The sequence below is a fragment of the Flavobacterium olei genome (genome assembly GCF_039749035.1).
Classification (GTDB): domain Bacteria; phylum Bacteroidota; class Bacteroidia; order Flavobacteriales; family Flavobacteriaceae; genus Flavobacterium; species Flavobacterium olei.
The window spans coordinates 290556-312392 of the sequence record NZ_JBDKWC010000007.1 but is presented as its reverse complement, the minus strand read 5'-3'; the positions used below and the strand labels follow the sequence as shown (position 1 = coordinate 312392).

Sequence of the window (21837 nt, the reverse complement as noted above, 5' to 3'; positions counted from 1 at the left end):
TAAGATGAAAAAGATACTATTTAAAATTGCGATTGTTTTTGGAATTACTTTCGGAATAGCATTTCAGTCTTTTGGACAATCCAATAAAAAGTTGGATTCGGACAGAAATGAAATTTTCATCGATTCGATAATGAATAATGCGTTAGAGAAAGGATTTTTTCCCGGCGCTCAGGTTATTGTTGGAAATAAAGACTCGATTTATCTTTCGAAAAATTGCGGATTTCTTGATTATTCCAAAAAAGAAAAGGTAAAATCAGAAGACGTCTATGATCTGGCTTCGATGTCTAAGATTTTAGGCGCGACATTGGTAACAATGCGTTTGGTTGGTGAAAACAGAATAAAACTGAATGAAAAATTAGGAGATGTCGTTTCGATGTATAAAAACACAGCGATTGCCAATTTAACTCTTTTCGAAATGCTCACGCATACTTCCGGACTTACGCCAAGTATCACTTTTTATCAGGCCTTATTGTCGACGCCAGACGGTTCGCCATTTTTGAGTAAGGACAAATCAGAAAATTATCAGGAACTTTTTGACACGATGTTCGTCAATAAAAATATCATCTATGATCCCAAATATGTTTCTTTTGAACCCAAAGCCAATTATGTTCAGGTTTATAAAAACATTTGGCTGAATCCGGATTTTTATAAATTGGTTTATGAAAAAATAGCAGCAGCTAATACGCATCCGAGAGGAAAATATTTGTACAGCGATTTAAATTTATTGCTTACACAGCAAATGATTGAAACCAAAACAGGTTTAAAATTAGATCAGCTGGCAAACGGAATTTACAGCGAACTTGGAATTTCGAAAATAGGTTATAATCCTTTAAAATGGACTTCTTTGGAAAATGTGGCACCGACAGAATACGACCCTTTTTTTAGAAAAGATACGATCCGCGGATTTGTTCACGATGAAGCTGCGGCAATTTTAGGCGGAGTTTCGGGGAATGCCGGATTATTTGCCAATGCACAATCTATTTCTGTAATCTGTCAAATGTTGCTGAATGGTGGAAAGTATAATGGAAAGCAGGTTTTAAAATCAAAAGTGATCAAAGAATTTATAAGGTCGCCATTAGTAAAACAAGGAATTTATCGGGGAATAGGTTTCGACAAAAGGAAACCCGATGAGTTTTATAAAGAAAATGATTTCGGTCACACCGGATTCACCGGAACTTTTTTCTTTATGAATCCAGACAACGGAAAATTCTTAATTGTGCTGACCAATCGCGTTAACCCAACCAGAACCAACCGGTTGATGTACAAAGATGATTTGTGTCCAAAAATCTGGAAGCAAATAAATAATTGATTTTATCCTAACAGGTTTCAAAAACCTGTTAGGTATCAAACTAAAAAATTAACGTATCTTTTTTGGCACGAAGATTTAAAATGATTTAAGCAGATTTGCACAGATTTTTTAAAGGAAATCAATTTAAATCCTGTTCGAATCTGCAAAATATGCGTTAAATTTTTTTTGCCACGAATTGCACTAATTTCACTAATTGTTTATGCACATTTAAAATGATTTAGGAAGATTATTTAAGGAAAAATCAAATTAAAATCTGCTCAATCTGCCAAATCTGCGAGAAAACTTTTTACTACGAATTGGACTAATTTTTCACGCAGATTTAAAATGATTTAAGCAGATCCAAAACAGATTATTTAAAAGAAAATCAAATTTCAATCTGCTTAAATCTGCAAAATCTGCGTTAAAATTGTCAAAGCTTATTTAATCCCATTATTCTGTGGCTATAAATTAGTGAAAATTAGCGCAATTCGTGGCAAAACAAAACATAACATTATGAAAAAACTAATCCTAATTTGTGTCTTAATAACCACAGTTTCATTTGCCCAGATAAAAACCGGAGCACAGAATTACAAAGCGTATCTTCCTTTATTAAAAGGGAAAACCGTCGGTATTGTAACCAATCAAACGGGAATAATCGACGAGAAAACCCATTTGGTTGATTTTCTGGTCAGAGAAAAGATAAAAATAAAAACCATTTTTGCACCCGAACATGGTTTTAGAGGAACAGCTGATGCGGGTGAACATGTTTCAGACGAGACAGATTCAAAAACAGGATTATCGATTACTTCGCTGTACGGCAAAAACAACAAACCTACTGCTGAGCAATTGAAAGACATTGATATTATCGTTTTTGATCTTCAGGATGTCGGAACGAGATTATATACCTACGTTTCCACCATGCACAGAATTATGGAAGCTTGCGCAGAAAACAACAAGCCCTTAATCGTTTTGGATCGCCCAAATCCGAACATTCATATTGTGGACGGACCCGTTTTGGATATTGCTTTTAAAAGCGGCATCGGTATGCATCCCACTCCTTTGTTGCACGGAATGACTCTCGGTGAAGAAGCTAAAATGATAGACGGTCAAAAATGGCTGAAAGACGGCATACAATGTAAATTGATGGTAATTCCGTGTTTGAATTATAACCGAACAATGAGTTATAGTTTACCGGTAAGGCCTTCGCCGAATTTACCCAACGATCAGGCTATTAATCTTTATGTGAGTTTATGCCTTTTTGAAGGAACCAACGTAAGTATGGGACGCGGTACCGAAAAACAATTTCAAATTTATGGTTCGCCTTATTTACCAAAAAGCAATTTCGCCTTTACCCCAAAACCAAACTTTGGAGATAAAGATCCTTTGTACAATGGTATTGAGTGCAATGGAGAGGATTTATCCGGAATTCCAAAAATTGATAAACTGGAAATAAAATGGCTGATTAAAGCGTATCAGACAACAGCCGATAAATCGAAGTTTTTTGATAAAAGAAAATTTGCCATAAGAGCAGGAAATGAAAAACTGCAACAGCAAATAGAATCAGGAGTTTCTGAAGAAGAAATTAGAAAAAGCTGGAAAGAAGGAATTATGAAATTTAAAAAAATGAGAATGCCGTATTTGATCTATAAATAATATTATTTCATTTTCCGAATATTTAAAAACAATTAAGATAGTTTATCATTTCGACTGAAGGAAATAAAATGCGTAACCACAAAGATTGTCAATATTTTTGGGAATTCCTGTGTAGCCGATTCACCTATTCGCTGTCTCATATTTGCTTCGTCTAAATAATAAGAATTCTTCTTTTGAAAACAATTGCCCTAGCCCAGATAGGAGCGGCATCATTTTGTGTCTCGTTTTTTCACGAGACACAAAAGATATAGCGGATAGCTGGAAATTGCTCCTTAAAAAAAATCGCATATCAAAGTTTCAAAAGCCTTCGACTTCGCTCAGGGGGATAATTGTTTTTTAATTTTTTAGTTTCTTATTGATATGTTCAAAAAATAATCACAAAAACAAAAACCTCAGAACCTTAGTTCCTTAGCAACTCAGAAGCTTATTTCAAAACAAACTCATTTTCTTTCAATTTTTTCAAAACTGCAGCAATAATCTTAGAGCGGCATTCCGAATTTTCGTTATATGGACCTGTCTTAATCCAGTATCTGATATTTAAATGAATAACTCCCGCCGCGGCGACGTCTGTAATTACGGCAGCATTTTCATGGTCTTTTTCGGTTACATCTTCGCTGTTTCCCAACACTTCTTTTACGAGTTCGATGGCGCGGGTATAGTCAGAACCGTATTCGAGTCCGATGGTGAAAGTCTGCAGAAGAAAACCCTGGCTGTTGTAGTTGGTTAGCGTATTTTTAATTAAAAGTGCGTTTGGAATGTAAATGATTTTAGAATCACTTTTTACTTCAGTATCACGCAGGTTAAGGTTAATGACTTCTCCTTTTACGCCGTTACTTTCAATGATATCACCAATGTTAAAAGGACGTTTAAAAGCCAGCAGGATTCCGGCAAGGAAGTTTTCTCCAATATCTTTCAGCGCAAATCCGATTACAAAAGCAGAAATTCCGGCTCCGGCCAGCATGCTTGTGGCAACGCCTTCCAGACCAATAATACGGAACATCATCAGGATTCCGATAATGATTAAAAACGATTTAATTAAACGCGCAATAAAAGTGGCGAGCAGGCGGTCATGCATTCTCGCTTTCAGACGGTTTCCGGCAAAAAGACCAACGCGGCTTGCAATAAACCAGGAGGCAAGAATGACCAAAATGGCCAGAATAAATTTTGGTGTAAGATCGACAATGCTATTGTAATAGCCTTCAAGGTGGCTGATAACGTCCTGAAAGAAATTTTCCATAATATAAGGCGTAAAAAATGTAAAATTTTAAAATTACTTTTTTCGCTCAAAAAATGTTTTACACGATTCCTGCAGAATTTTATAAAATATAATGGATGCCCTAGATAAATTGCCAAATTGAAACATTTTACCGTGCTATATTTTTATCTTTGCGTTCTGAGTTTTTCAGGAATTATTTTTATAAAAAGCACTACTTACATGTTGACCCAATCTCATTTAGAGCAACTAGCCGGAACGCTCGAAGGCACACTTTTATTTGATGAGCTTCATAAAACGCTGTATTCTACCGATGCCTCGGTTTACAGAATCAGGCCCAATGCCGTGGCATTGCCTAAAACAACTGAAGATATTGCGAAATTAATCCGGTTTGCAGCAACGCATAATATTTCGGTTACGCCACGAACAGCCGGAACTTCGCTCGCCGGACAGGCAGTAGGGGATGGATTGGTAATTGACGTTTCGAAACATTTTACAAAAATTATTTCGTATGATTCCCAAAAGAAAACCGTTACCGTACAGCCAGGCGTAATTCGCGATGAGCTGAATTTATTCCTGAGACCACACGGTGTTTTTTTTGCTCCTGTAACTTCCACTTCCAACCGTGCTATGATTGGCGGAATGGTAGGAAATAATTCTTCGGGAACAACTTCGATACGATATGGCGTTACGAGAGATAAAATTGTAGAAGTGAAAGCCATTTTAAGTGACGGAACAGAAGTTACTTTTGGTGAATTAACTTCGGCGGAATTTATCGAAAAAACCAAAGGAGACGCTTTAGAAAAAAAAATATATAAAACAATTTACGACGAACTTTCTGTAAGAGAAGCTCAGGATGAAATTGTAAAAGAGTTTCCGAAACCGGAAATTCACCGCAGAAATACGGGTTACGCAGTGGATATTCTCCTGAAATCAGAATTATTTGGCGGAACAGAGCCTACAATTAATCTCGGGAAACTGCTTTGCGGAAGCGAAGGTACTTTGGCATTTACAACCGAAGTGACGCTGAAAGCTGATGATTTACCACCCGTTCATAATATTATGGTCGTGGCACATTATCATACCATTCAGGAATCTCTGGAATCCGTTGTAGTGGCGATGAAACATCATTTGTACACTTGCGAAATGATTGATGATACGATTCTGGATTGCACCAAAACCAACAGGGAACATGTCAAAAATCGTTTCTTTTTAGTGGGAGAGCCTAAAGCGATTATGATGTTTGAAGTGGCATCGCATAGTCTGGAGGATGCAGAAAAACAAGCCGATGCCTTAATTGCAGATTTAGAAAAGCATAATTTCGGCTATGCCAGTGTAAAAATTTACGGTACTGATATTGAAAAAGCAAACGAACTCAGAAAGGCAGGTCTCGGACTTTTAGGAAGTATCGTAGGCGATAACAAAGCGGCGGATTCTATTGAAGATACCGCGGTTGAGGTAAACGATTTACCGGAATATATTGCTGAATTTTCTGCAATGATGTTAAAGTACGGTCAGGAAGCCATTTATTATGCGCATGCTGGGGCAGGAGAATTGCATTTGCGTCCGGTTTTGAATTTGAAGAAAACAGAAGATTTAAAATTATTCAGAACCATTGCGACAGAAGTGGCGCATCTGGTAAAAAAATACAGAGGTTCACTAAGCGGGGAACACGGCGATGGAATTGTCCGCGGGGAATTTATTCCGTTTATGATCGGAGATAAAAATTACGAATTACTAAAACGTATTAAATTAGCATTTGATCCGAATTCGGTTTTGAATATTGGTAAGATTGTAAACGCACTGAAAATGGATGAAAATCATCGTGTAATTTCCGGACGCGTTGAACCGGATATTAAAACGTTTCAGGATTTCTCAGACAGTTTAGGAATTCTGCGTGCGGCCGAAAAATGCAACGGTTCGGGCGATTGCAGAAAATTACCATCGGCGGGAGGCGCAATGTGTCCGAGTTATCGTGCGACTAAAAACGAAAAAGAAACCACACGTGCGAGAGCGAATGCTTTACGCGAATATCTGACGTATTCTGAAAAAGAAAATAAATTTGACCAGAAAGAACTTTATGAAGTTTTTGAATTGTGTGTAAGCTGTAAAGCCTGCGCAATCGAATGCCCGAGTAATGTAGATGTTGCAACGCTGAAAGCAGAATTTTTATACCAATACCAAAAAGCAAACGGATTTTCGATACGAAATAAGATTTTTGCCCATAATGCCAAACTGAATAAAATGGGAAGTAAATTCCCGTCGGTTACCAATTTTATTTCAAATCAGCCTTTCGTTAAAAAAACAATGGGAATTGCAGCCGAAAGACAGGTTCCGCTTTTAGCGAAAAAGACTTTTAGAAAATGGTTAGACGGCAACAAACCTGCTACCGCTGATTTTCCAAACGGAAGATTGTATTTATTTGTAGACGAATTCACGAATTATTATGACGTAAATATCGGAATTGACGCCTTTGAACTTTTAACAAAATTAGGTTATCAGGTTTTGATTATTGATCACGAAGAAAGTGGAAGAGCTTATCTTTCTAAAGGGTTTTTGGAAGAAGCAAAGCAAATTGCCGATCACAATGTAAATGTTTTTAAAGATTTGGTTTTAGCCAACGCACCTTTAGTCGGAATAGAGCCATCGGCAATTTTAACTTTTAGAGACGAATATTTACGCTTAGCGGATGATAAAGAAGCTGCTGAAAAATTGTCCAGAAATGCTTTTACAATAGAAGAATTTTTTAAGAAAGAAATCATCGACGGAAAAATCACCCCGGAATCATTTTCTGAAGAAACGAGGGAAATTAAAATTCATGGACATTGCCATCAGAAATCTTTAAGTTCTGTCGAAGCGACTTTTGCAATGCTGAACCTTCCTAAAAATAATACAGTTACAATTTACAATTCAGGTTGTTGCGGAATGGCGGGATCTTTTGGTTATGAAAAGGAACATTATAACGTCAGCATGCAGATGGGCGAGGACACTTTGTTTCCAAAAGTACGCAACACGGCAGAAAACGTCAAAATTGCCGCTGCAGGAACTTCATGCCGCCATCAGATTTATGACGGAACCAAAAGGGAAGCGCAGCATCCGGTTAGTATTTTGAGAAGCTGCTTAAAATAGGTATTGATTTTTGTTTCACGCACATTTAACAGATTTAAGCTGATGATGCTGATTTATTTAAATCTGCATTAATCTGCATAAGAAATATTGCGACAGATTAAAGGATTATCAAGATTAAAATCTGTTAAATCTGCATGAAAAATATTGCCAGGGATTACGGAAATTATTATATTAAAAATCTGCGTTAATCTCCATGAAAGAAATATTGCCAAAGATTTGACTCATAAATCTGTGGACAAATAAGTTATGTCAGGCTAACTTTTTTGCCCGTTTCAGCAGCTTTATAAATCGCATTAATAATCTTGATATCTTTAAGCCCTTCTTCACCGGTGATATGATTTGGGAGCTTTTTGTTGGCTAAAATCATTTTAGAAATTTCATCCATCTGGGTTTGCTGTTGTGCAATTGGTGGAAATTTTATCGGGCTCTGCGATGATTTTCCGGTATACGGACCATAACTTAAAGCAGGACTTAATTCGAAAAATCCATTATCTGCAGTGGTATAAATTCTGTCGATATTATAACCGCAGGAACTATTGCAATTTGCCATCGCGCCACTCGGAAAAACCATTTGCCAGGATATGCTCTCTTCTGTTTCAGAAAAGCGATTTTTATCGTTAATCGTCCCAAATTGTGCAGTAACAGAAATCGGTTCTTCACCTAAAATATATCGGCTTGCCTGTATGCAGTAAATTCCTAAATCCATTAACGGACCACCGCCCGACAGCTTTTTATTAAGTCTCCATTCGTCACGATCATTTATATTGACTGCTTCTTTCGCCACTGTATCGTAAGTTTTATAACCCAGCGAGCTTTCTATATAACGTATTTGTCCGAAAACTTTTTGCTGCCCCAATCTTTTAATTTCCAAATGCGTCGGTTCATAATGCAGACGATATCCAATTGCCAGCTGTACCTTGTTCTGCTCGCAGGCTTTTATCATTTCTTCGCAATCCCGCACGGTAATAGCCATTGGCTTTTCGGTAATAACGTGTTTACCGGCTTTTGCGGCACGGATTGTAAATTCTTTATGGAGTCCGTTTGGCGTTACAACATATACTAAATCAATGTCTTTGTTTTTTGCAATTTCATCAAAATTTTCATAATTGTAAATATTTTTTTCCGGGATATTGTATTTGGTTTTCCATGTAGCAGCTTTAGAAGGAGTTCCGGTAATAATTCCGTTAAGGCTGCAATATTCAGAGGTTTTAATTCCTTCTGCCAGTAATTCAGCATAGACACCTAATCCGCATAAGGCGACATTTAATTTTTTCCCGGTATAAGGCTGTTTGTTTTCCTCATTTTCGGTTAAAAAAGAAGGAAGCGTAGTCATGACAGCCGTAGCGCCAACGCCGAGCCCAAATTTATTTACAAAAGAACGTCTTGAGATTTTTTCCATAATTTGTCTTTTAGGTTAAATAGTTACATATTAGTAAGCTGATTTAGAGAAAAGTTACATTTTTAATAAAGATAGCTTTTAAGTGGGAAATGACGAAGAGGTTTTTAAGGAAACAGGAGGCTTGTCTCTCCGATACTTATTTTGTTGTTTAGAATTAAAAATTTACGCAGATACTGAAGTTACAAATCGCCATTCTCTACCCAAATCTGGAAGGGGAAATACAATCACAGATAAATAAAATAGTAGTAGCTTGCTTTACTTCGTCACTATTGTTTTTTTAAAATAAAATAGAACGCATGTCTTATCATGTTTGTGGCAAAAAAAAAATCACACCGTAAAACAAAATCGTTTTATATATTTGATATAAAGATAATTTTTGCATTATTTGCAAAATAAAAGCGTTAAGTCTAAATTAAATTAATTTTAACTGCAGAACCACTATATGGCATTTTCAAATTTATTCCGAAAAAAGACGGTCCAGGATATATTAAGACAAGTTGCAAAAAATGAAGCCGATGGTCATGATGCGTTAGGAAAACACCTGACGACTAAAGATTTAACTGCTTTTGGTATTGCAGCGATTGTTGGTGCCGGTATCTTTAGTACTATTGGAAAAGCCAGTGCAGACGGAGGTCCGGCGGTTATTTTTCTCTTTTTATTTACGGCTTTGGCTTGTAGTTTTGCTGCTTTCGCTTACGCGGAATTTGCTTCTATGGTTCCGGTTTCAGGAAGTGCCTATACCTATTCTTATGTAGCCTTTGGAGAAATTATAGCATGGATTATTGGCTGGGCATTAATTATGGAATATGCTGTAGGTAATATAACGGTAGCCATATCGTGGAGTGATTATTTTACGGGCTTGCTCAAAAGTGGCGGTATTCATTTGCCGCAATGGATCCAGATGGATTACCTGACCGCTTCAAACGGATTTAATGATGCAGAAGCTTTGATGCGAGGCGGAAAGTCTTTTGCGAATTTAAGTACCGCTTTGCAGGATGCGCACACAGCCTGGACAACGGCACCTACATTTGGTTCATTCCATTTTGTTACAGATATTCCTGCTCTATTTATTATTATATTAATTACAGCATTGGTTTACCGGGGAATGAAAGAATCCCGTAACGCGAGTAATTTAATGGTTGTGGTAAAACTTTGCGTGGTTCTCTTAGTAATTGCGGTTGGAGTATTTTATGTAGATACGGCGAATTGGGATCCTTTTGCACCAAATGGAGTAGGAGGTGTTTTAAAAGGAGTTTCGGCAGTTTTCTTTGCTTATATTGGTTTTGACGCCATTTCAACCACGGCAGAAGAATGTAAAAATCCGCAGCGTGATTTACCACGCGGAATGATGTGGGCGATTATTATCTGTACAATTTTATATATCGCTATTGCTTTAGTTTTAACCGGAATGGTCAATTATACAGAACTAAACGTTGGAGATCCTTTAGCATTTGTTTTTGAGAAATTAGATTTAAGATGGATGTCAGGAATTATCGCCGTAAGTGCTGTTGTGGCAATGGCGAGTGTTTTGCTTGTTTTCCAGATGGGACAGCCCAGAATCTGGATGAGTATGAGCCGTGACGGATTATTGCCAAAGAAATTTTCTACAGTACATCCAAAATTCAAAACACCATCTTTTGCTACAATTGTAACTGGTTTTGTGGTTGCGATTCCGGCTTTATTTCTAAACCTGACCATGGTAACCGATTTATGCAGCATCGGGACATTATTTGCCTTTGTACTAGTGTGTGCAGGAGTTTTAGTACTGCAGAATAAACCCGAAATTCCGAGAGGGAAATTCAAAACGCCTTATATCAATTCAAAATATATTCTGCCTTTTTTAATCCTAATCGGATTGTATTATGCCTTTGCAATTAACAATAAAGCGACAATGGCTTTTATTAATAATGAAGCGCAGACTTTTGACGCCACAACTATTATAACATCTCTGGATAAAGAAGATTCAGATAAAGTTTCGGTGTATTTAAAAAGTATTGAAGTTGATAAACGAAATGAAAAATCAGATTTGGAACATTTGCTGGGACAATACCAGGACGATGAAACTAAATATGCAGAAGTTGTAAAAGGTTTGCCAATAAACGATTCTTTAAAATACGAAACAGGCTTTCATTTATTCAAACATAAAATTCCAATGTGGATATTCTTATTTGTATTGGTTGGATTAGCGGTTTGGGCATTTAGAAAAAATCTATCCTTAATTCCACTTTTAGGATTAATTTGTTGTCTGTACATGATGGCCGAATTAAGTGTATGGAACTGGATTTACTTTACCGTCTGGTTAATTATTGGACTTCTGATATACTTTGGCTATAGCCGAAAAAACAGTAAGCTTAATTTCGCTGAAGTTAAAAGTTAGAACTTAAAGTAAAATATAAAAGCCGCTTTGGATATTTTCAAAGCGGTTTTTTTTTATGTGTAATCATTTGTTTTTTTGTGAAATTATAATCTGACTTTGAAATAACTTAAGTAAAAAATCATATTTTAGCACCTCCCAATTCAACCTCAAAAATATGAAACCTACTATTTCCCTGTCGGCATTATTCTTATTATTTACTACAACTATCTTAAGTCAAACCATCGCTGATTTAAAATTAAAACCCAAAGAAATTCCGAAAGGCGGTTATATGGTTAGCGACGGAAATATATGTATTACGCCTCAGGCCTGTACTTTTTATAATGATATTGAGACGTACAGCAACATTGTGGGTATGGTAAAAAATAAAGCCATTCAGAGTTTTAAAAGCAAAGCAGACCGTGGTTCTATCATGTATTTTGAGTTTGAACATGTTTTTAAAGGCGATCGTTTTTTACAAGGCTTATTGTGGGGAAAAGCCGGCGAACCTACAGAAGAGCATCCCGAAGAATATGTGGTGAAAGGAAAATTCCTGATTATCTGGAGTTTTAAAGCGGACAGTCCTGTTAAAGAAAAATCGGAGAACAAAATAGAAGCCTTATTGCCATAAATTAATTGTCCTAATCTACACTTCATTTTTAATTCGTAACTTCGAAAGTTAAAATAATATGCAATGAAACCACAAATACGAATCTTAATTTATTCTATACTTTTCTTTTTATATCTTACTTCAACACATTTTTTATTAGAAGTAAATGAAAAATTCAATGGTGATGCCTTTGTAACTTTGGGAGTTGGTTTCGCTTCCTTCAACCTTATATATGCTTTTACCGCGTTAAAATGGAAACCCATTTTAAACGTAATTTGTGCACTCGCGATTGCGGCTTTGTCTATGTTTCTGGCTTTAAAATTTGCCGATTTACATTTACTGACCAAATATGATCCTTACGAAATTAAAACTGCCATTTTTGCAAATGCTGTTTTTTCTATTGTGTTTTGGGAAATTGTGTATCAGGTAAAAATTAGAAAAAATAAAAATTAATTGCTCCGGTTTTTTAGCTGGAGATTCTTTAGTAAGTCTTTTTTATTTTACAATTCTACTTTGATCAAAGATGTCGTCCCCCTAAATTGATCGCATGATTTGTTGATTTCCTGATAATTCTATTTAGAATGCGATTATACATACTTAAAAATAATTCCTTAGATTTACTTTAAGTATTTAAAAATCAATATTATGAAACGACAGCTATCCATCGACATAGTCCGGGGAATTGTAATGATTATTATGGCTTTGGACCATGTTCGGGATTTGATGCACATCGATTCAATTACACAGAGTCCGACCGATTTGGCAACTACTTCGCCATTGCTTTTTTTTACTCGTTGGATTACGCATTTATGTGCGCCAATTTTTGTTTTTCTTGCCGGAACTTCAGTTTATCTTTCGCTTCAAACTAAAAATGATATTGCCTACAAGCGTCAGCTTCTGATCAAAAGAGGTTTTTGGCTCATATTCCTGGAATTTACAATTGTCAATTTCGGATTGTTCTTCGATATTGGTTTTCATACACTTTTGTTCGAAGTGATAGCCGCGATAGGATTTGGATTTTTCATTTTGGGACTGCTCTTGAAAATTCGCCCGAAAACACTTGGCATTACCGGATTAATTATTATTTTTTGCCACAATCTTTTACCGCTTATTCCGTTTGCAGAAAGTTCTGTTGTAAAAGCCGTTCTGTCGCCATTTTTTAGCCCGATTGTAGTTCCGTTTGGTGAGAGAGCTTTCGTAATGGGGTATCCGCCAATTCCGTGGTTGGGAATTATGATGGTTGGTTTTGCAACCGGAAAATTCTTTGAGCGGGCACAAGAAACGAGAAAGAGATTATTCTTAAAAATTGGTTTACTTGCTTTAAGTTTATTTGGCGCACTTCGGTTTATTAATATTTATGGCGATCCCGCTTTGTGGTCCACGCAGAAAGATGTTGTTTTTACGTTTTTATCTTTTATGAATGTGACCAAATATCCACCTTCTCTTTTGTTTTGTCTTGTCACTTTAGGAATTATGTTTTTGCTGCTTGCTTTTGCAGAGGAGTTTCAAAGTAACACCAAAAAAGTAACTTTAATTTACGGCAAAGTGCCTTTGTTTTATTTCGTTGTACATTTTTATGTCATTCATATTTTAACCTTGATAATGCTTTTTGCACAAGGTTTTAACTGGCCGCAGTTCGAATTCTCTTCCGGCACTTTCGGGAGGCCAAAAGGTGCAGAAAGTGGTCTGCCTCTTGGCACTATCTATTTAATCTGGATTTGTGTTGTGGTTATTCTCTACAAACCTTGCCAGTGGTTTGGAAAATACAAAGCCGAAAATCAGCATTGGTGGCTTAAATATATTTAGAATTAATACTGCAGAAATTTCATAGGTATTTCTTTATATTCGCATTGGTATTCTAAGTCAGATCGAAATAGCATTAGTTATTCGAAAACTGGATTCATAAATCAATTTTAAATAATTTAATAAAAATGAGAACAAAATTAATCGTCTTTTTGAGCGTACTTTTTCTGATAAGTTGTAAAGAATCCAATAAAATTGAAAGAGAAAATGAACCAGTAATTTATGGTGTAAAAAGTGAAGACAAGGAGATGAATGATGCAATTGCAAAAGCAAATCAGACATTAAGTGATTTCAACAAGGGATTAGAAAATCCTAATGCAGACAGTCAGGCATTGAAAGTTAAGTTTGCGAACTCAAAAGGAGTCGAACATATGTGGGTTGGAGCAATACAATTTAAAGAGGGTAAATATGTTGGAATTTTAAATAATACACCCGAATATGTAACGGAATATAAGGCTGGAGACAGTATTAATGTTGATCCTTCTAAAATAAGTGACTGGATGTATCTTGAAAACGGAAAATTATTTGGCGGCTATACCATAAGAGTTTTACGTAACAATATGAGCGAGGAAGAGCGCAAACAATTTGATTCTGAAAGCGGTATGCAAATCGACTAATTACTATGAAAAATATTGTTATTCTATTACTGGTAATCTTGTTTACAAATTGTAAATCGGATGAAAAAAAAGAAGTACCTGTTAATTTAAAAGATAAAGCAAGTGAAGAACTTCCTGCTTTAGAAATTACAGCAATAGATTCAACACAATTTCCTGCTTCTGTAAAATATGAAGGTTTCGTAAAAAATGCGGTTCGATGGAAAGACAAATTAGGCCATAATATTGTTATTACTACTGAAACAGGTTACCACATCAATAAAAAATTTAAACATGAATTTGAGGACAGTTCAGATGCTGAGTTGTTTGCGTACCATTATATAGTTTCCGCAAATGACGCCAGACAAACCTGGCGCGTTTATGATTTTATTTCAGATTGTCCTGTGGATATCGATGCATCTTTCGTAAAAAATACTTTTCAGGTTACCGATCTTAACCATAATGGGATTGCCGAAATCTGGCTGATGTATAAAACGGTTTGTCATGGTGATGTAAGTCCGTCTGATATGAAGGTAATTATGTACGAAGGAAATCAGAAATATGCGATGAGAGGGGAGAACAAAGTTCAGGTTGGAGTTCATGATAATGGTGAGAATTATTATTTGGGCGGCGAATTTAAAATGGATGAAAATTTTAAGAAAGGCCCTAAAGTATTTAAAGATTTTGCCCAAAAATTGTGGGATAAAAATCTGATGGAAAAATGGGAAGAATAAAATTTCTTAGTTTTTCTCCTTCTTCTGAAAAACAAAAAGCCTAAACTAGCCCCGATAGAGCCGATATCCTCGCAGTCCCGATGGCAATCGGGACAAAGAGATAAAGGCGAAAGCGGGACAGCTGGTCTTGTAAAAATAATTTTTCTGCTCCTCAATAAATTGAAAATCATACTGTTCTTGTTACCTTATAAACAGAACTACATCATCCAATTAATACAAACTTCTTCGTAAAACAACTCTCTTTTTATTTAAAAAAACAATATTTATTATTGCGCAACCAAAAAGTTGCTTATATTTGCAACTGATTAGTTGCTAATTTTATTTTTAATCTAATGAAGAGAGATGTTTTTCAGGCGATTGCCGACCCGACGAGAAGAGCGATTTTGGTATTGATCTCTTCAAGCGCACTGACGCCAAATGCTATTGCAGAAAAGTTTCAGACTACGAGACAGGCGGTTTCCAAACATATCAAAATACTGAATGAATGTGATTTACTGGAAGAAAAAAAAATGGGCCGTGAAATTTATTATCAGCTCAAAATTGATAAAATGAAAGAAATTGACCGTTGGCTGGAGCAATTTAAAGTGCTCTGGGAACAGCGTTTTAGTCAATTGGATCAAGTGTTATTTAACTTAAAACCTAAAGAAAATGAAAAATGATTTGCAAATGAATTTTACGGTAGACAAGGAAAACAAAACTGTAAATATACAGCGTGAATTTAATGCTGCACTTCCGGAAGTGTGGTCTGCATGGACAGAAGCCGCAATTTTGGACCAATGGTGGGCGCCGGCTCCTTTTAAGTCGAAAACGGTGAGCATGGAATTTAAAGAAGGCGGACGCAGGCTTTATGCAATGGTAGGACCAGAGGGGCAGGAAAACTGGAGTAGTTTTGACTATACCTCGATTTCTCCTAAAACTAATTTTAAATATTCTTCGACTTTTTGTGATGCCGATGGAAAGCCGAATTCGCAATTTGGCAGTTCACATTGGGATGTTAATTTTTCTGAAAAAGAAGATGTGACCATTGTCGATATTTCGATTACCAGAGACAGTTGGGAAGAATTGGAAAAAATTATAGAAATGGGTTTCAAAGAAGGATTTACCGTTGCACTGAAAAGTCTGGATGCAATATTTGAAGCCAAAAAGTAAAATTGTATCAAATTTTAAATCGCAGAAATATGAAAAATAATTTATTAATGGATTTTATCGTAAATAAGGAAACGAGTTCGGTGCATGTAAAACGTGAATTTAATGCTGATCTTGCAACGGTTTGGTCGGCCTGGACAGAACCTGAAATTTTAGATCAATGGTGGGCTCCGGCTCCGTGGAAATCTAAAACCAAGAATATGGAGTTTAAAGAAGGCGGTCGCAGATTGTATGCCATGTTAGGTCCCGCGGGCGAAGAACATTGGGCTATTGCTGATTTTAAATCGATTGCTCCAAAAACTAATTTTAAATATCTGGATGCTTTTTGCGACAGTGAAGGAAATCTAAATGCTGAATTTCCGCGTTCTGACTGGAATGTAAACTTTACAGAACAAGATGGAAATACGTTTGTGGATATTCAAATCAGACATGAAAAACTTTCAGATTTGGAAATGATTATTCAAATGGGTTTCAAAGAAGGTTTTACCATTGCCATGGAAGGTCTGGATAAAATCTTTGATCAAAAAGACCGCTAGTTATTTTAAAAGGCCGGGATAAAAGAAAAGCGGGTGAGATTAAATTCGTAATTTCGTTTACAAATTATCTTACTCTATTTCGATGAACAAATTTGCCCTGGCCTTTTTACTTCTTTTCTCTCCACTTTTACACAGCCAAAAAAATAAATCAGCACCTGCTGAAAGCAGACCTTTTGTGTTGGGTGTAATTGAGGAAATTCAATCTAAGGAATTAAACGAAAAAAGAATTCTGAATATTTATCTTCCGGAAGGTTATAGCGCAGAAGCTGACACAAAATATCCGGTCATTTATTTATTAGACGGTTCTGCAGATGAGGATTTTATTCACATTACGGGATTGGTTCAATTTAATAGTTTTGAATGGGTAAATCAGGTTCCTAAATCCATAGTGGTCGGAATTGCAACCGTAGACCGAAGAAGAGATTTTACTTTTCCTACGACGATAGAAAAGGATAAAGCCCGTTTTCCGACAACCGGGCATTCGGATCAATTTATTGCTTTTATTGAAAAGGAATTACAGCCTTTTATTGATAAAAAGTACAAAACCACTGAATCTAAAACGATTATTGGTCAGTCTTTAGGCGGATTATTAGAAACGGAAATCCTGCTTAAAAAACCATTTCTTTTTAATAAATATGTTATTGTTAGTCCGAGTTTATGGTGGGATAATGGTTCTTTACTAAACTTAAATTCTGAAATTCTTACACAAAATTTGAAACAGCCTACCGAGATCTACATCGCAGTGGGAAAAGAAGGTTTGACGCCAACGGAAATTCCCCGTGTTATGGAAGTTGACGCCAATTTATTAGCAGAAAAAATTAAAGCTTTAAAGAATAAAAATCTGAAAGTCTATTTTGATTACTTCCCCGATGAAAACCATGGTACAATTTTGCATCCTGCAGTTGCCAATTCTTTTAAGTTTTTCTATCCCATAGTGAAAGAATAAAATTTGATTTTGATTTATGTGCTGAAAAATCTAACCCAGCCAGCCTTCGCGGTCTAAACTTCGGTATTGAATTGCTTCTGCAATGTGCGACGAAATTATATTCTCGGAATTATCTAAATCTGCAATAGTTCTGGAAACTTTTAAAATTCTGTCGTATGCTCTCGCAGAAAGATTTAATCGTTCCATAGCGGTTTTTAATAGTTGTTTGGAGGCTTCATCCAGCACACAATATTCTCTAATTAATTTGCTGCTCATTTGTGCATTGTAATGTACATTTTCAATATTTTCGAAACGTTTGGTCTGAATCTCACGTGCTGCTGTTACACGTTTGCGAATTTCTACACTGCTTTCTGCTTTTCTTTCCTCAGCCAATTTTTCAAAGGGAACCGGAGTCACTTCGATGTGAATATCAATTCTGTCTAAAAGAGGTCCGGAGATCTTACTCATATACCGCTGCATTTCGTGGGGTGAGGAGGTATTAGGGGTGCTTGGATCATTAAAAAATCCGCTTGGACTTGGATTCATACTGGCCACCAACATAAAGGAAGACGGATAGGTAATGGTAAACTTAGCACGTGAAATAGTTACTTCACGATCTTCTAAAGGCTGGCGCATTACTTCGAGTACATCTCTTTTAAATTCCGGTAATTCATCCAGAAATAACACGCCATTATGTGCCATTGAGATTTCTCCCGGCTGCGGATAGCTGCCTCCGCCAACAAGTGCGACATTGGAAATAGTGTGGTGCGGACTTCTGAAGGGTCTTTGGTTCATTAATCCGACTTCTTTTAATTTTCCGGCAACACTGTGAATTTTTGTAGTTTCCAGAGCTTCACGTAAAGTCATTGGAGGCAAAATGCTCGGAACCCTTTTTGCCAGCATTGTTTTACCGGCTCCCGGAGGTCCTATTAAAATAATATTATGTCCGCCGGCTGCAGCAATTTCCATACATCTTTTAATGCTTTCCTGACCACGAACATCGGAAAAATCAAATTCGGGAAAATCCAGGGTTTTGTAGAATTCGGCTCTTGTATCTATAACCGTAGGCTCAAGCGTGCCTTTTCCGGCAAAAAAATCGATTATTTCTTTAAGATTTGAAACTCCGTACACATTTAAACCTGCTACAATGGCAGCTTCTTTTACATTTTGTACAGGAAGAAAAAAGCCTTTATATCCTTCTTCTTTAGCTTTTATTGCAATTGGCAGTGCGCCCCGAATCGGCTGCAGACTTCCGTCGAGAGAAAGCTCTCCCATAATAATATATTGTTCAATTTCCGGCGCTTTTATCTGGTCAGAGCCAACAAGAATTCCCATTGTAAGGGTAAGATCATACGAAGAGCCTTCTTTTCTGAGATCTGCCGGAGCCATATTGATGGTTATTCTTTTGCCAGGCATATTATAACCATTATTTTTGAGCGCTGCTGCAATTCTGAAACTACTTTCTTTAATGGCGCTGTCGGGAAGTCCAACTAAGTGATAACCAATTCCTTTATCCATATGAACTTCAACTGTAATTGTTGTAGCCTCAACCCCAAACACGGCACTTCCATAAACTTTTGTTAGCATAATTATTTTTCATTAAATATTTTTAAAACTAATGAAAAATAATTAAATGTAAATATTTTATTACAAAAAAAATCTATTTAAAATGGAAGTTTAATTAGGGTTTTAATATCTTCTACAATCTTACTTAAATCCAGACTATTTTGATGTGACCAAAGTGTACTTTCAATTTGATTATTTAAAATACAATTTTGACATTCTAAAATTTCATGGGCATATCCTTTTCCTAAAGTGGGAAAATCATAAACAGTTTGTTTGTCTTTCTTAAATAAGGAGTAGCTATTGGCAACGTACCAAGGCGCATTTAATTCGATACGTCCTTCTGTTCCCGAAATCACTGCTTTCATATCAGATTCAGAAACAATAGAAGCATGCAGGACAGATTGAGCAGCTTCATAGTTTAGTAGCATTGAAGTCTGCAAATCGATATTATTTTTATGTTTAATGACGCTTGCTATTACCTCTTTTGGATTCCCTAATAATATATAAGAAAGGAATAGGGGATAAACTCCGATATCAAACAATGCTCCCCCACCAAGTTCGGGATCAAAAAGTCTTTTATTTTCTGTTTCACTTCCGTGAAAAGCAAAATCGGCTTTTACATAGTTCACCTTTCCTATTATTCCACTATTAATTTTATGCAAAACATCCTTTACCGCCGGAATGAATCTGGTCCAGAAGGCTTCCATAAAAAATTTATTATGTGCTCTGGATGCTTCAATCATTCTTTCTGCATCATTATAAGATAGCGACATTGGTTTTTCGCAAAGAACATGTTTACCGTTTTTTAGTGCTTTTATTGACAATTCTGCATGCGAATTATGAGGAGTGGCGATATATACGATTTCTACTTCCGGATCTTCAAATAGTAAATCATAAGAATCGTATGTTTTAGAAGCGTTGAAAATCCTGGCAAATTCATTTGCTTTAGAAATGTCGCGGGAAGCAACGGCCGTCAATTCAGCATTTTCTATTAATAATAGGTCAGCAGCAAACTGACTTGCTATATTTCCGGGTCCAATTATTCCCCATTTTATTTTCCTGTTTTTCATACTTGTATTATGATTGCCAAAATTGTTAAAAAGATTAAAAATATATCAATGTTAAAAAGATAAGCTGTTTTTTAAATAACAAATATCTAATATCTTACAAAAAACAGCAACCATTTAACCTTAAAATTATTAAAACTTATGTAAAGGGTAAAAAAAATGTTGTCATATTGTAAATTTTAAGTTTGTTTTAAGAAATTCATTCAAAATGATAGGGGTTAAATTTTAAATTTAATAAAAATTACACCAACAACCCTGTTTTTTTATGGGGTGTCAAATCATTTTATACTTTTATAAAAAATTTAAAACTAAATAACTATGCGAAAAATTATTTTAAGTGTGATTCTTATCACTATTTTAGTACTAACCTTTATTTCGAATTTTATTATTGCCGATAACCCCATTCCGGCAGAAGCAGTAAAGTTTGACACGGGAGATACTGCATGGATGATCGTGGCAACTGCATTTGTATTGTTAATGACTCCTGGTTTAGGATTTTTCTACGGAGGAATGGTCGGTAAGAAAAACGTAATTAGTACGATGCTTCAAAGTTTTATGGCAATGGTAATTGTTACTATTCTATGGACAGTTGTTGCTTTTGGATTAGCTTTTGGACCAACAATTGGAGGCATTATAGGAAATCCGTCTTATAACTTATTCTTCGAAGGCGTTGGAACAAATACTGCCTGGAGCCTTGCACCAACAATTCCTTTTATATTATTCGCATTATTTCAGGCAAAATTTGCCATCATTACTCCTGCATTAATTACAGGTGCATTTGCAGAACGTATTCGTTTCTGGGCTTATTTATTGTTCATGGTTTTATTCATATTACTGATATATACGCCTCTTGCTCACATGACATGGCATCCTGACGGAGTTTTCTTCAAAATGGGAGTTCTTGACTTCGCCGGAGGAACTGTTGTACACATGAGTGCGGGCTGGGCTGCATTGGCCGGAGCAATCTTCTTAGGAAAAAGAAAAGTTCAAAAAGCAAATCCTGCGAGAATTACATATGTATTATTAGGAACAGGTTTACTTTGGTTCGGATGGTTTGGTTTCAACGCCGGATCTGCTTTGGGGGCAAACGGTCTTGCTGCACAGGCTTTAGGAACAACTACTGTTGCCGCTGCCGCTGCTGCAATGGCATGGGTCTTCCTGGATAAAATTTTAGGACATAAATTATCTGCACTTGGTGCATGTATCGGAGCTGTTGTAGGTTTGGTTGCTATTACTCCTGCTGCTGGTTTTGTAAGTATTTCTCACGCCATCTTTATCGGTTTATTTTCTGCCATTGTAAGTAACATTGTAGTAAGCAAATTCCCTAAAGGAAAAATCGACGATGCATTAGACGTATTCGCCTGCCACGGTGTTGGTGGTATGGTAGGAATGTTGTTGACGGGAGTTTTTGCTTCAAAAGCAATTAATCCTGCAGTTGGAGATAATCAAGGTTTAATTTTCGGAACCCCAACTTTATTTATCAATCAGTTAACTGCTTTGGTTATTGTTTCAATCTTTGCATTTGTCGCTTCTTATGCTTTATTCTTCATTGTTAACAAAATTACGCCGCTAAGAGTTACTGAGGAAAAAGAAGAGTTAGGATTAGACATCTCTCAACACGGAGAATTTTTATAAGAAATTAATTTTCACTTTCGTTACTTGATAAAAAAAGCACTCTAAATTTGACTTAGAGTGCTTTTGATTTATTGTAGATTTTAAATTATAGATTCTTTAAGAAACCTGATAGATAAACTGAAACCAGAAGTAAAATTATACTTTATTCTGTTGAAAAACCTGAAACTTTAAACCTGAAACTTTAAAC

General features: G+C 36.1%; 18 protein-coding genes. 14 read left to right on the top strand and 4 right to left on the bottom strand.

What is annotated here, in order from left to right:
* Positions 1–4 precede the first annotated feature (4 nt).
* Positions 5–1309: a serine hydrolase domain-containing protein gene (locus tag ABEB31_RS19275; RefSeq protein ID WP_347053293.1), complete on the top strand. Its 1305-nt coding sequence runs from the start codon at positions 5–7 to the stop codon at positions 1307–1309.
* A 492-nt stretch (positions 1310–1801) separates the two neighbouring features.
* Positions 1802–2941, top strand: coding sequence for an exo-beta-N-acetylmuramidase NamZ family protein (locus tag ABEB31_RS19270; RefSeq protein ID WP_347053292.1), 1140 nt, complete (start codon positions 1802–1804; stop codon positions 2939–2941).
* Between the two features lie 424 nt (positions 2942–3365).
* Here ABEB31_RS19270 and ABEB31_RS19265 read toward each other — a convergent pair whose 3' ends face one another.
* Entirely contained in the window at positions 3366–4178 is an 813-nt protein-coding gene (locus ABEB31_RS19265; protein WP_347053291.1) for a mechanosensitive ion channel family protein, read from the bottom strand.
* A 198-nt stretch (positions 4179–4376) separates the two neighbouring features.
* Here ABEB31_RS19265 and ABEB31_RS19260 point away from each other — a divergent pair, with 198 nt between their 5' ends.
* The gene (locus ABEB31_RS19260; RefSeq protein WP_347053290.1) at positions 4377–7283 is read left to right on the top strand and encodes an FAD-binding and (Fe-S)-binding domain-containing protein; all 2907 of its coding nucleotides are present in this window, start codon (positions 4377–4379) and stop codon (positions 7281–7283) included.
* A 244-nt stretch (positions 7284–7527) separates the two neighbouring features.
* Here the strand turns inward: ABEB31_RS19260 and ABEB31_RS19255 are convergent, their stop codons facing one another.
* Positions 7528–8682: a Gfo/Idh/MocA family protein gene (locus ABEB31_RS19255; RefSeq protein WP_347053289.1), complete on the bottom strand. Its 1155-nt coding sequence runs from the start codon at positions 8680–8682 to the stop codon at positions 7528–7530.
* A 442-nt stretch (positions 8683–9124) separates the two neighbouring features.
* Between ABEB31_RS19255 and ABEB31_RS19250 the strand changes: the two genes are divergently transcribed.
* From ABEB31_RS19250 to ABEB31_RS19205, 10 genes are all read left to right on the top strand, one after another.
* A complete protein-coding gene (locus ABEB31_RS19250) occupies positions 9125–11059 on the top strand; it encodes an amino acid permease (protein ID WP_347053288.1) in 1935 nt (644 codons plus the stop codon).
* Positions 11060–11213: 154 nt separating this feature from the next.
* Entirely contained in the window at positions 11214–11666 is a 453-nt protein-coding gene (locus ABEB31_RS19245; RefSeq protein WP_347053287.1) for a hypothetical protein, read from the top strand.
* A 63-nt stretch (positions 11667–11729) separates the two neighbouring features.
* A complete protein-coding gene (locus ABEB31_RS19240; RefSeq protein WP_347053286.1) occupies positions 11730–12098 on the top strand; it encodes a hypothetical protein in 369 nt (122 codons plus the stop codon).
* 192 nt (positions 12099–12290) lie between these two features.
* Entirely contained in the window at positions 12291–13451 is a 1161-nt protein-coding gene (locus tag ABEB31_RS19235; RefSeq protein ID WP_347053285.1) for an acetyltransferase domain-containing protein, read from the top strand.
* 125 nt (positions 13452–13576) lie between these two features.
* Positions 13577–14065 (top strand): YegJ family protein, encoded by a 489-nt coding sequence (locus ABEB31_RS19230; protein ID WP_347053284.1) that lies wholly within the window; start codon positions 13577–13579, stop codon positions 14063–14065.
* Between the two features lie 5 nt (positions 14066–14070).
* Complete coding sequence (locus ABEB31_RS19225; protein ID WP_347053283.1) at positions 14071–14775, top strand: M949_RS01915 family surface polysaccharide biosynthesis protein; 705 nt, start codon at positions 14071–14073, stop codon at positions 14773–14775.
* Positions 14776–15107: 332 nt separating this feature from the next.
* A complete protein-coding gene (locus ABEB31_RS19220; protein ID WP_347053282.1) occupies positions 15108–15434 on the top strand; it encodes an ArsR/SmtB family transcription factor in 327 nt (108 codons plus the stop codon).
* Positions 15424–15924, top strand: coding sequence for an SRPBCC family protein (locus ABEB31_RS19215; RefSeq protein WP_347053281.1), 501 nt, complete (start codon positions 15424–15426; stop codon positions 15922–15924). The genes ABEB31_RS19220 and ABEB31_RS19215 overlap by 11 nt, the downstream gene beginning before the upstream one ends.
* A 29-nt stretch (positions 15925–15953) precedes the next feature.
* Positions 15954–16457: an SRPBCC family protein gene (locus ABEB31_RS19210; protein ID WP_347053280.1), complete on the top strand. Its 504-nt coding sequence runs from the start codon at positions 15954–15956 to the stop codon at positions 16455–16457.
* Positions 16458–16539: 82 nt separating this feature from the next.
* Positions 16540–17403, top strand: coding sequence for an alpha/beta hydrolase (locus ABEB31_RS19205; protein WP_347053279.1), 864 nt, complete (start codon positions 16540–16542; stop codon positions 17401–17403).
* 30 nt (positions 17404–17433) lie between these two features.
* Here ABEB31_RS19205 and ABEB31_RS19200 read toward each other — a convergent pair whose 3' ends face one another.
* Together ABEB31_RS19200 and ABEB31_RS19195 are read right to left on the bottom strand one after the other, a co-directional pair.
* Positions 17434–18969, bottom strand: coding sequence for a YifB family Mg chelatase-like AAA ATPase (locus tag ABEB31_RS19200; RefSeq protein ID WP_347053278.1), 1536 nt, complete (start codon positions 18967–18969; stop codon positions 17434–17436).
* 77 nt (positions 18970–19046) lie between these two features.
* A complete protein-coding gene (locus ABEB31_RS19195; protein ID WP_347053277.1) occupies positions 19047–20018 on the bottom strand; it encodes a Gfo/Idh/MocA family protein in 972 nt (323 codons plus the stop codon).
* Between the two features lie 315 nt (positions 20019–20333).
* Here ABEB31_RS19195 and ABEB31_RS19190 point away from each other — a divergent pair, with 315 nt between their 5' ends.
* On the top strand, positions 20334–21650 hold the full coding sequence (locus ABEB31_RS19190) for an ammonium transporter (protein ID WP_347053276.1): 1317 nt from the start codon (positions 20334–20336) through the stop codon (positions 21648–21650).
* The last annotated feature ends 187 nt before the right edge of the window (positions 21651–21837 follow it).

Bases quoted from the DNA above. Each gene is read 5' to 3' on its own strand.
- ABEB31_RS19275 (WP_347053293.1), top strand. From the start codon at position 5: ATGAAAAAGATACTATTTAAAATTGCGATTGTTTTTGGAATTACTTTC.
- ABEB31_RS19270 (WP_347053292.1), top strand. From the start codon at position 1,802: ATGAAAAAACTAATCCTAATTTGTGTCTTAATAACCACAGTTTCATTT.
- ABEB31_RS19265 (WP_347053291.1), bottom strand. From the start codon at position 4,178: ATGGAAAATTTCTTTCAGGACGTTATCAGCCACCTTGAAGGCTATTAC.
- ABEB31_RS19260 (WP_347053290.1), top strand. From the start codon at position 4,377: ATGTTGACCCAATCTCATTTAGAGCAACTAGCCGGAACGCTCGAAGGC.
- ABEB31_RS19255 (WP_347053289.1), bottom strand. From the start codon at position 8,682: ATGGAAAAAATCTCAAGACGTTCTTTTGTAAATAAATTTGGGCTCGGC.
- ABEB31_RS19250 (WP_347053288.1), top strand. From the start codon at position 9,125: ATGGCATTTTCAAATTTATTCCGAAAAAAGACGGTCCAGGATATATTA.
- ABEB31_RS19245 (WP_347053287.1), top strand. From the start codon at position 11,214: ATGAAACCTACTATTTCCCTGTCGGCATTATTCTTATTATTTACTACA.
- ABEB31_RS19240 (WP_347053286.1), top strand. From the start codon at position 11,730: ATGAAACCACAAATACGAATCTTAATTTATTCTATACTTTTCTTTTTA.
- ABEB31_RS19235 (WP_347053285.1), top strand. From the start codon at position 12,291: ATGAAACGACAGCTATCCATCGACATAGTCCGGGGAATTGTAATGATT.
- ABEB31_RS19230 (WP_347053284.1), top strand. From the start codon at position 13,577: ATGAGAACAAAATTAATCGTCTTTTTGAGCGTACTTTTTCTGATAAGT.
- ABEB31_RS19225 (WP_347053283.1), top strand. From the start codon at position 14,071: ATGAAAAATATTGTTATTCTATTACTGGTAATCTTGTTTACAAATTGT.
- ABEB31_RS19220 (WP_347053282.1), top strand. From the start codon at position 15,108: ATGAAGAGAGATGTTTTTCAGGCGATTGCCGACCCGACGAGAAGAGCG.
- ABEB31_RS19215 (WP_347053281.1), top strand. From the start codon at position 15,424: ATGAAAAATGATTTGCAAATGAATTTTACGGTAGACAAGGAAAACAAA.
- ABEB31_RS19210 (WP_347053280.1), top strand. From the start codon at position 15,954: ATGAAAAATAATTTATTAATGGATTTTATCGTAAATAAGGAAACGAGT.
- ABEB31_RS19205 (WP_347053279.1), top strand. From the start codon at position 16,540: ATGAACAAATTTGCCCTGGCCTTTTTACTTCTTTTCTCTCCACTTTTA.
- ABEB31_RS19200 (WP_347053278.1), bottom strand. From the start codon at position 18,969: ATGCTAACAAAAGTTTATGGAAGTGCCGTGTTTGGGGTTGAGGCTACA.
- ABEB31_RS19195 (WP_347053277.1), bottom strand. From the start codon at position 20,018: ATGAAAAACAGGAAAATAAAATGGGGAATAATTGGACCCGGAAATATA.
- ABEB31_RS19190 (WP_347053276.1), top strand. From the start codon at position 20,334: ATGCGAAAAATTATTTTAAGTGTGATTCTTATCACTATTTTAGTACTA.